Source organism: Nocardia sp. NPDC004582 (assembly GCF_053602115.1).
This window is the reverse complement of the sequence record NZ_JBSGCY010000195.1, coordinates 1-9,587: the sequence shown is the minus strand read 5'-3', so window position 1 is coordinate 9,587 and position 9,587 is coordinate 1. Positions and strand designations below refer to the sequence as shown.

Here is a 9,587-nt window from a genome sequence, read left to right as displayed (position 1 = left end):
CGGACAACCCGCATCCACCGGCTCCGGCCATGCCGGCGGCTCCGGTCGTGAGGGCGGCTCCGCGTCCGGTCACGCCACCCCATCGAGCGGCGCGCGACGGCCCAAGCGCGGCAAGTACGTGCCCATCGACGTGACCATCAAGGCATGACGGGCGGTGTGGATGTGCCGTTGACCGTGGGTATCGATGTGGGCGGCACCAATATCCGGGCGTCGGTGGTCGACGGTGCGGGCGAGGTGCTCGACACCGTCACCGCGCCGACCCCGCATTCGGCGCGCGCCCTGGAGGACGGCCTGGCCCGCGCGGTGCGCGAACTGCGCGGCCGCCACGCCATCGGCGCGGTCGGGCTCGCGGTGGCGGGCTTCGTCGACGAGGACCGCGCCACCGTGCGTTTCGCCCCGCATCTGCCGTGGGAGGACGCCCCGGTCGCGCAGCGGCTCACCGATCGGCTCGGCCTGCCGGTGATCCTCGAACACGACGCCAATGCCGCGCTGTGGGCCGAGTACCGCTTCGGCGCGGCGGCGGGCGGGCGCAATGTGGTGCTGGTCGCCATCGGCACCGGCATCGGCGCGGCCCTGCTGATGAACGGGCAGCTGTATCGCGGAAGCTACGGTGTCGCACCCGAACTCGGGCATCTGCAGGTGGTGCCGAACGGCCGCGCCTGCGCGTGCGGCAAGCGCGGCTGCTGGGAGCGGTATTGCAGCGGAACGGCTCTGGTGGACACCGCCCTGGAACTGCTGGCCACCGACCCGCAGCGCTCGACGGTGCTGGCCCGCGAGGCGGGCCGCGACCCGGGCTCACTGACCGGTCGCCGGGTGGCCGGCGCGGCCCAGGACGGCGACCCGGTCGCGCTCGAGGTGATGGCGGACTTCGCGCGCTGGCTCGGCCTGGGCCTGGCGTTCGTGAGCGACATCTTCGACCCGGACCTGATCGTGGTGGCGGGCGGCGTGAGCAGTTCGGCCCCGCTGTTCCTCGACGAGGCCCGCGAGCACTACGCCGGTTCCATCACCGGCGCCCGCCACCGCCGCCTGGCCCGCATCCGCACCGCCCAACTGGGCGAGGCCGCGGGCATGATCGGCGCGGCGGAATTGGCGCGCGCGGCGGTTGTCGCCGAGCAGGCCGCGATTACCGTCGCGCCGGGGCGTCGCTGATCATTCGGGATCCTGGGCGTTCTTTCGTTGCCCGCGGCGACAACTGATTTCGTACTGGTCGGAGCCAATTCATCGGGTTCCGAATTCCGGAGCGTGGGACGTTGGTCCCGACATCGGAGAATCAAGTCACCACCGGTTGGTTGCTCTCAGGTCTCAGCGGTAGGGTGTTGAAGCGAGTGGTGCCCGCAATGAGGCCGGTCCCGGGTATCGAAAACAGGGGAAAGGACGCGATGTTCTACTGGCTGCTGAAGTTCGTCTTGGTGGGGCCGCTGATGCATCTCATCAATCGGCCCGAGGTCGAGGGCGTCGAGAACATTCCCCCGAAGGGCGCGGCCATTCTGGCCGGCAACCATCTGTCGTTCACCGACTGGCTGTTCACCCCGCTGATGAGCCCGCGCCGGATCACCTACCTGGCCAAGGCCGAATACTTCACCACCCCCGGTCTCAAGGGCCGGCTGCAGAAATTCTTCTTCTCCGGCACCGGCCAGTACCCGATCGATCGTTCCGGTGCCGACGCCGCCGAGTCGGCGCTGAACACCGCGCGCAAGCTGCTGGGTGAGGGCCGTCTGGTCGGCCTGTACCCCGAGGGCACCCGCTCCCCGGACGGGCGCCTCTACAAGGGCAAGACCGGGGTGGCACGCCTCGCCCTGGAGACCGGAGTACCGGTGATCCCGGTTGCCCTGATCGGCACCGACGAGGTGTGCCCTCCCGGTCCGTTCCGCTGGCGGCCGCGCAAGGTCACCGTGAAATTCGGTGAGCCGATCGACTTCTCGCGCTACGAGGGCATGGGCGGCAACCGCTTCGTCGAGCGCGCCGTCACCGACGAGATCATGTACGAGCTGATGCGGATGGGCGACCAGGAATACGTGGACGTCTACGCCGCGAGCCTGAAGAAGGGCGTGCCCTCGGGCAGCCGCCCCGACGCCGACCGCGTCCCCGAGACCCTGGCGGGCTAGTCCCCGCCGGCTGGAACCGGAAAGGCCCCGGGAGACCAAGTCTCCCGGGGCCTTTCGTCTGCCCGGTATCGCGGCTCACACCGCTCGCAAGCGACGGTGGGCTTCGATGGCCTCGAATTTGGCCAGGTTGTGGCGGGCGTCGGCCAGCGCGTCGTGCGCGTCCTTCGGCACCGGCGGCAGCGGCGGGCGGCCGTGCTGGTCCCAGTGCTGGCGCAGTTCGTTGGTGTAGCGGGGCAGCGCGTTGGGCAGATCCACCATGGAACCCCACAGCTGGCACAGTGCCACGTGGTCGTAGGCGCCGACCCAGGCCCACAGTTCGGGTTCCACGCCGGGGCGCGGGACCAGAAACTTGTAGAGGTCGTCGCGGATGCGCTGGCGGGAACGCCACAATGGCGAGGACGGCGGCGGTAGCTTCGGCAGGACATTGCGGCGGACGAACGGTCCGGCCTTCTCGGGGTCGAATTCGGTGGAGATCGCGTAGAACTCGCGTCCGTCCTCACAGACCACCGCGATGGAGACGAGGTCGATGACGGTGCCGTCCTCGATGAATTCCGAATCGTAAAAGTACCGCAATGAGATGGGTCTCTCCTCAGCTCGGGTCCGGGATACGTTTCCGGGGCAATCCGGTCCCAGCCTAAGCGGCCGCGCCACGCGGCCCGAGCGCGGTGTGAGCAACTCGAGCCCTAGGGGTGGTCCGGGTCACCAAGAGCAATCCGTATTCTGAACACGTGAACTGGACCGTCGACGTACCGATCGATCGCTTGCCGGAACTTCCTCCGCTGCCTGACGAGCTCCGTCGGCGTCTCGACGAGGCGCTCGCCCGCCCGGCCCTGCAGCAGCCGTCGTGGGATCCCGAGCAGGCCGAGAAAATGCGCACCGTCCTCGAGAGCGTGCCGCCGATCTGCGTGCCCGCCGAGGTCGAGGAGCTGCGCCTACGCTTAGCCGAGGTGGCGCGCGGCGAGGCCTTCCTCATGCAGGGCGGTGATTGCGCGGAGACCTTCGCCGACAACACCGAACCGCACATCCGCGGCAATATCCGCACCCTGCTGCAGATGGCGGTGGTGCTGACCTACGGCGCGAGCCTGCCCGTGGTGAAGGTGGCCCGGATCGCGGGCCAGTACGCCAAACCCCGTTCCGCCGACGTCGATTCGCTGGGCCTCAAGTCCTACCGCGGCGACATGGTGAACTCGCTGGTCGCCGAGGCCGGGCTGCGCGAGCACGATCCGTCGCGCCTGGTCCGCGCCTACGCCAACGCCTCCGCCGCGATGAACCTGGTGCGTGCGCTGACCTCGGCCGGGATGGCCGATCTGCACAAGGTGCACGACTGGAACCGCGAGTTCGTGGCGCAGTCCCCGGCGGGGGCCCGCTACGAGCAGATGGCCACCGAGATCGACCGCGCGCTGGCGTTCATGAAGGCCTGCCGGGTCAACGACCCGAACCTGTCCAGCGCCCGCCTCTACGCCAGTCACGAGGCGCTGGTGCTCGACTACGAGCGGGCCATGCTGCGTCTGAGCGAGCACCCCGTCACCGGCGAGCCGGTGCTCTACGACCTGTCGGCGCACTTCCTGTGGATCGGTGAGCGCACCCGTCAGCTCGACGGCGCGCACGTCGCGTTCGCGGAGCTGATCGCCAACCCGATCGGTCTCAAGATCGGCCCGAGCACCACGCCGCAGCAGGCCGTGGAGTACGTCGAGCGCCTGGACCCCAACAACGAGCCCGGCCGCCTGACCATCGTGGCCCGCATGGGCAACCAGAAGGTCCGCGACGTGCTGCCCCCGATCATCGAGAAGGTGCAGGCCACCGGCCACCAGGTGATCTGGCAGTGCGACCCGATGCACGGCAACACCCACGAGGCGTCCACCGGCTACAAGACCCGCCACTTCGACCGCATCGTCGACGAGGTGCAGGGCTTCTTCGAGGTGCACCACGCGCTGGGCACCCACCCGGGCGGCCTGCACATCGAGCTCACCGGTGAGAACGTCACCGAATGCCTCGGTGGCGCGCAGGACATCTCGGACCTCAATCTCGAGGAGCGCTACGAGACCGCGTGCGACCCGCGCCTGAACACCCAGCAGTCCCTGGAGCTGGCCTTCCTGGTCGCGGAGATGCTGCGCTAACTCGGTGAAGCCTCAGAAGTGCCGAGTGCCCGGACCACATCAGCGGTTCGGGCACTCGGGTCTGTATTGCGTTGTCCAAGGCGACTATTGATCTCGTGACGGTAGTAACTCGTCGGGTACGTCCAGTATCGGTTCGGTACTTATCGAGGTCCGGGTGCGAGACGGTTAGAGCGGCTCCCAGCCGCCCGCTGAAGTCGCGGGGAGGCGGCTACGGAATGGCTACGAGGGTGATGCCGGCGCCCGGTTCGACGGCGTCGCCGGGGGCGATGCTCTGGGAGATGACGATCGAGCTGTCGTTGCTGGCCAGCTGGCGCACGGTGACCGTCAGCCCCATCTGCTGCAGTTTGCCGCGGGCGGTACCGACATTGGCGCCCAGCAGGTTCGGCATGTCGAGGGCGCTGTTGACGATCAGGACCACACCAGAACCGGATTCGGCGCTGGAGCCGGCGGCCGGATCGGTGCCGATCACCTGACCGGACTTGATCTTCGCGTCGAACTGCTCCCGGGTGGAGGTGACGGTGAGCCCGGCCTTCTGCAGGGCGGTCTTGGCCTCCTCCTGCGTCTTGCCGCGCAGGTCCGGCACCTTGACCGGCAGGGATCCCTTGCTGCGGTAGACCTTCACCTGGCCATTGGCCGGCAGTACGGTGCCGGGCGCCGGATCCACCTTGGCGAGTGAGCCTTTCGCCGCGGTACTGCCCACCTCGCCCGCGTCCACGGGGGTGAGCCCGGCGTCTCGGATGGCCTTGTTGACCGTGCTGATGTCCTGGCCTGGGCTCACGTCCGGCACCTTCGGCTTGCCGCTGGAGACCAGCACCGCGACCAGCGAGCCCTTGGTGACGCGGGTGCCGGCGGGCGGGTCGGTGCCGACCACATTGCCGACCGGGATCATGTCGGAGGCCTTGTTGCGGGTCTCGGTGGTGAAGCCCGCGTCCTGGAGCGTGGCGACCGCCTTCTGGGTGTCCATGCCGGCGATCGTGGGCACCGGCGAATAGCGTCCCACGCCCAGCCACCAGCCGCCGATGCCCAGCAGCACCGCCAGCGCGACCACGATGCTGAGCCACACCACGACCCGGCGCCGCGACTTGCCGCGATCCTCGATCAGATCCGAGCCGGGGTGCTGCTGGCCCGGCGGCGGGGCGTAGTCCTGCTGCCGGTATTCGGCCGGGATCTCGCGCGCCGCGGTCATGACCCGGGTGTGCTGGGGCTGCTGGGGCGGCGCGAACACGGTCGGCGGGTCGGCCGGGAGCCGGGTGGTGGCATCGGCCTGGAACCGGGTGGTCTGGTCTGCCGCGCCGGGAATCGGCCGGGACGGGGGATGCACGGGACCGCGCGGGGCGGGCGTGGGCCCGACCCGGTACTTGGCGCTGAGGTGCTCGGCGGATTCGGCGGGCGCGGGCACCCGGTAGTCCGGCAGTCGCAGTTCGCGGGCGATGCGGCGCAGTTCGTCGGCCATCTCGGTGGCGTTGGAGAACCGGTGCATGGGTTCGCGGGCGGTGGCGTGCGCGACCAGCTCGTCGATCTCGGCGGGCACGCCGCCGATCAGGCGGCCGGGCGCGGGCACGTCCTTCTCGACCCGCTGCAGGGCGATCGAGAGCGAGTTGTCGCCGGTGAACGGGGTTCGGCCGGTGAGCATTTCGAAGATCAGGATGCCCGCGGAGTACACGTCGCTGCGGGCGTCGGCGCTGCCGGCGGTGACCTGCTCGGGGGAGAGGTAGGCGGCGGTGCCGAGAATGACGCTGTCGGAGGTGATCTTGGCTTCGGCGACCGCGCGCACCAGCCCGAAGTCGGCGATCTTCACCTCGCCGGAGTCGGAGATGAGCACGTTCTCCGGTTTGATGTCGCGGTGCACCAGCCCGGCCGCGTGTGCCACGCCGATGGCGTAGAGCACGGGTTCGGCGACGGCGCGCACCGCGTGCGGGGGCATGGGGCCGCGTTCGCGCAGCAGTTCGCGCAAGGTGCCGCCCTCGACCAGTTCCATGATGAGGAACGGGTGGTCACCGTCGACGCCCTGGTCGTAGACGGCCACCAGGGAGGGGTGTTTGAGCTTGGCCACCGCTCTCGCCTCGAGCTCGAAGCGGGTGAGGAATTGCGGGTCGGAGGCGAACTTCGGGTCCATCACCTTGATGGCGACCGGTCGGTCCAACCGGGTGTCCACCCCCCGGAACACCATGGACATACCGCCACGCGCGATCGGCGCGTCGATGCGGTAGCGCCCTTCCAGCATCTGGCCGATCAACTGCGACCCTTCCGATTTTCGTCAATGCCGCCCAGCGCGGCTCACCCGATGGTAGCCGCGTCGGGGTGTGATGCGACTGTGGCGGCGCGAGAGACTACCGTGGTCGGCGTGAGTGCCTTTCCTTGCAGCGAAGACGTCCTGCCGGATTCGGTGACCCTGATCCCGCTGCCCGACGTGGCCGAGCAGCTGGGCATGGTGGTGACCCGGGTCCATCAGATGCTGCGTGACCATCAGATCATCGCGATCCGCCGGGACGGTATCGCCGGTGTCCCGAAGGAGTTCTTCGACTCCACCGGCGCTGTCGCCAAGCATCTGACCGGTCTGATCACGGTCATGCGTGACGGCAAGTACACCGACGAGGAAATCCTCGAGTGGATCTACACCGAGGACGAAACCCTGCCCGGCCGTCCCATCGACGCCATCCACGGGCCGCTGGCCCGCGAAGTGATCCGCCGCGCCGCCGCGGACCCCTACTAGCCCGCCTCTCCGGGCCTGCCGCTCCGCCTCTCCGCGCGGCGGGCGACTGAGAGCCGTGACCCGCCGTGCAACCGTGCCGGCGGGTATGTGCCGAACCGATTTCGGGCGTGCCCGACGAGTTACCCACCACGGTGCGAAATCAGTCGTCGCGTTTGGGACCGAATTATCGGGCGACGAGTTCTCTTGCGGCGACGCGTAAGCGGCGGTGCTGAGGGACGACGGCGCGGCGGGTGAAGACCGCGTAGTCGGCGCGCTCGATCTCGTCGAGGATGCCGCCGTAGAGGGTGGCGGCGGTCCGGATGGCGGGGCGCACGCGCGGGACCAGCAGCTCGATGCCGGGGGTGGCGCGACGGTAGACACCTCTGTTGATCGCGATCAGATGCGCGAGCGCACGCCGGACGCGCGGATCGGTGCGGCCGGATTCGCGGCAGTGGAACAGCAATTCGTCGTCCACGCCGAAGGCCGCCAGTTCGTCGGCGGGCAGGTACACCCGGCCGCGGCCCAGGTCCTCGCCGACGTCGCGCAGGAAATTGGTGAGCTGGAAGGCTTCCCCGAGCGCGGCCGCGGCCGGTTCGGCCTCGGCGACCGGGACGACCGTGCCCAGCACCGGCAGCAGTTGCAGCCCGATGGCGGCCGCCGAGCCGCGCATGTAGTCCTCGAGCTCGCCCATGGTGGGGTAGCGGTCGCGGTATTGGGGCGCGCCTGGGATGTCCATGCGCATGGAGTCGAGGAACACCCAGAAGTGTTCGGCGGCAATCGAGTACCGGCGGATGGTGTCGGCGACCGCGAGCAGCACCCGCTGTTCGTGGCTGTCGCCCGGTTCGGTGGGCGCGTCGGCCAGCCGGGCTCGCAGTTCGTGTTCGATCCGGTCGAGGCGGGCCGCGGATTCGGTGGCGCGGCTGGGCGCGTCGCTCGCGTCGACGATGTCGTCGACCAGGCGGGCGAAGGCGTAGAGCGCGTGCACGGCCGGTCTTCGCTCGGGTTCCAGCAGCCGGGTGGCGAGGAAGTAGGTGCGTCCGTGTTCGGCGGCGATGCGGCGGCAGGCGCGGTAGGCGTGTTCCAGCATCACGCGGGGCTGGGCGCGGCGGCGAGTTGATCGGTCTGCGGGCGTCCGGCCCGCAGTTTCAGCGGATCCACCTTGCACAGCGAGACCGCCGCCACCACGGCGGCGACGATCGCGAGGGTGCCGTGCACGTAGTCGGACACCGGCGCCCCGTCGGGCTGGAAGATCAGCATGAGCCAGGTGCACAAGCCGACCAGGACCTGCAATGTCCGGGTGGAGAGCGCGAAGCCCGCGGCCAGGGCCAGCGGCCACGAGTAGTACCAGGGCAGCGCGGCGGGGGACAGGATCACGATGGCCACGAACGCGACGAGAATGCCGAGCACGGCCTCCTTCTCGCTGTTCTTGAACCGCCACCAGGCCCACACCAGGATGGCGACCATGGCGATCGCGCACAGCATGCGCGTCCACGGCAGCACCTTGTCCATCGGCAGCGGCGTCACCCAGGTGACGATGTGGGCCATGATGGTCGGCAGCGAGAGCCAGTTGATGATCTTCTTGGAGCCCGACAGCGCGGTGAGCCAGCCGATCTGGTGATCGCGCAGCCCGGTCGCGACGGTGGCGACGGCGAACACGGCCGCGAACACCGCCACGCCGAGCGCGCCGATCTTGGCGAAGGTGCGCAGCGGATGCGGCAGTTCGCCCTCGTGCTGGGCGGCGCGGCGTTCGCGTTCGTGAATCACCCAGATCCACACCAGGAATGGCAGTGCCACGCCCGCCGTCGCCTTCACGGCCACGCCGATGGCGACCACCACGATGCCCGCGGCGTGATGGTGCTCGAGCACCAGCGCGATGCCGGCGGCCATCAGGCCGACCATGAGCATCTCGTTGTGCACGCCGCCGATGAGGTGGATGAGCACCAGCGGGTTGAGCACGGCCAGCCACAGCGCGGTGGTCGGCTTGCCGCCCAGATGCTTGGTCAGGTGCGGGACCGCCCACACCATGAGCGCCAGCCCGGGCAGCATGACCAGCCGCAGCGCGATGGTCCCGGCCACCACGTTGTCACCGGTGATGGTGGTGATGGCGCGCCCGATGAGCAGGAAGACCGGCCCGTAGGGCGCGGTGGTGGTGGTCCAGACCGGGCTGACGTTGTCGAGCAGGACCGCGGCGTTGGCCTTCAACTCCACCGGGCCGTACAGGTACGGGTTGATGTTGTCGCGCAGCATCGCGCCCTGCGCCAGATAGGAGTAGGCGTCGCGGCTGAACATGGGGACCGCGAACAGCAGCGGGAAGGTCCAGATGCCGACGATGGCGCGCAGTTCGTTGAGGGTGACCGAGGCGCCGGGCTGGCCGCCGATCACGATGCGTCCCAGCCGGACCCACGCGGTGATCATGGCGATCACGCCGAGCCACACGAACATCGACGACAGCACCAGGCCGTGCCCGAACCGCAGCCACGACAGCTGCATGGCCTCGAGCAGCGGGTCGCTGCGCCGCACGCCGCCCGCGCCGAAGCCGCCGAAGGTGATCAGCAGGGCGCCGAAGAAGCCGAGCGTGGCCGCGTGTCCCTCGGGGGTGCGGGCGAAGTCGGCGGCGTGGCGCACCCGGGCCTGCCAGGTCGCGCGGGCGCTCGGGGCGGGAGACTCCGGGTC

Annotated in this window: 8 protein-coding genes; 4 read left to right on the top strand and 4 right to left on the bottom strand. The window is 69.5% G+C overall.

Translation table 11 applies throughout. The annotated features are described in order from the left end of the window. The first annotated feature begins 144 nt into the window (after positions 1–144). A complete protein-coding gene (locus tag ACWELJ_RS31545) occupies positions 145–1,149 on the top strand; it encodes an ROK family glucokinase (RefSeq protein WP_452369734.1) in 1,005 nt (334 codons plus the stop codon). Positions 1,150–1,379: 230 nt separating this feature from the next. Beyond that, entirely contained in the window at positions 1,380–2,105 is a 726-nt protein-coding gene (locus ACWELJ_RS31540; RefSeq protein ID WP_452369733.1) for a lysophospholipid acyltransferase family protein, read from the top strand. Positions 2,106–2,180: 75 nt separating this feature from the next. Here the strand turns inward: ACWELJ_RS31540 and ACWELJ_RS31535 are convergent, their stop codons facing one another. Further along, positions 2,181–2,678, bottom strand: coding sequence for a polyadenylate-specific 3'-exoribonuclease AS (locus tag ACWELJ_RS31535; RefSeq protein ID WP_452369732.1), 498 nt, complete (start codon positions 2,676–2,678; stop codon positions 2,181–2,183). A gap of 155 nt (positions 2,679–2,833) precedes the next feature. Between ACWELJ_RS31535 and ACWELJ_RS31530 the strand changes: the two genes are divergently transcribed. Then, the gene (locus tag ACWELJ_RS31530; RefSeq protein WP_452369731.1) at positions 2,834–4,222 is read left to right on the top strand and encodes a class II 3-deoxy-7-phosphoheptulonate synthase; all 1,389 of its coding nucleotides are present in this window, start codon (positions 2,834–2,836) and stop codon (positions 4,220–4,222) included. Positions 4,223–4,430: 208 nt separating this feature from the next. On the opposite strand, the gene pknB is transcribed toward ACWELJ_RS31530, so the two are convergent. Then, the gene (gene pknB / locus ACWELJ_RS31525) at positions 4,431–6,458 is read right to left on the bottom strand and encodes a Stk1 family PASTA domain-containing Ser/Thr kinase (RefSeq protein ID WP_452369730.1); all 2,028 of its coding nucleotides are present in this window, start codon (positions 6,456–6,458) and stop codon (positions 4,431–4,433) included. Positions 6,459–6,566: 108 nt separating this feature from the next. On the opposite strand from pknB, the gene ACWELJ_RS31520 reads away from it, so the two are divergent. After that, positions 6,567–6,935 carry an Rv2175c family DNA-binding protein gene (locus ACWELJ_RS31520; protein WP_452369729.1) on the top strand — a complete coding sequence of 123 codons (369 nt, stop codon included), beginning with the start codon at positions 6,567–6,569 and terminating at the stop codon, positions 6,933–6,935. A 163-nt stretch (positions 6,936–7,098) separates the two neighbouring features. Here ACWELJ_RS31520 and ACWELJ_RS31515 read toward each other — a convergent pair whose 3' ends face one another. Continuing rightward, positions 7,099–8,001 carry a phytoene/squalene synthase family protein gene (locus ACWELJ_RS31515; protein ID WP_452369728.1) on the bottom strand — a complete coding sequence of 301 codons (903 nt, stop codon included), beginning with the start codon at positions 7,999–8,001 and terminating at the stop codon, positions 7,099–7,101. After that, positions 8,001–9,587 (bottom strand): alpha-(1->6)-mannopyranosyltransferase A (locus ACWELJ_RS31510; protein WP_452369727.1); only part of this gene is annotated, 1,587 nt, incomplete at its 5' end. The genes ACWELJ_RS31515 and ACWELJ_RS31510, both read right to left, overlap by 1 nt.

Bases quoted from the DNA above. Each gene is read 5' to 3' on its own strand.
- ACWELJ_RS31545 (WP_452369734.1), top strand. From the start codon at position 145: ATGACGGGCGGTGTGGATGTGCCGTTGACCGTGGGTATCGATGTGGGC.
- ACWELJ_RS31515 (WP_452369728.1), bottom strand. From the start codon at position 8,001: ATGCTGGAACACGCCTACCGCGCCTGCCGCCGCATCGCCGCCGAACAC.
- ACWELJ_RS31540 (WP_452369733.1), top strand. From the start codon at position 1,380: ATGTTCTACTGGCTGCTGAAGTTCGTCTTGGTGGGGCCGCTGATGCAT.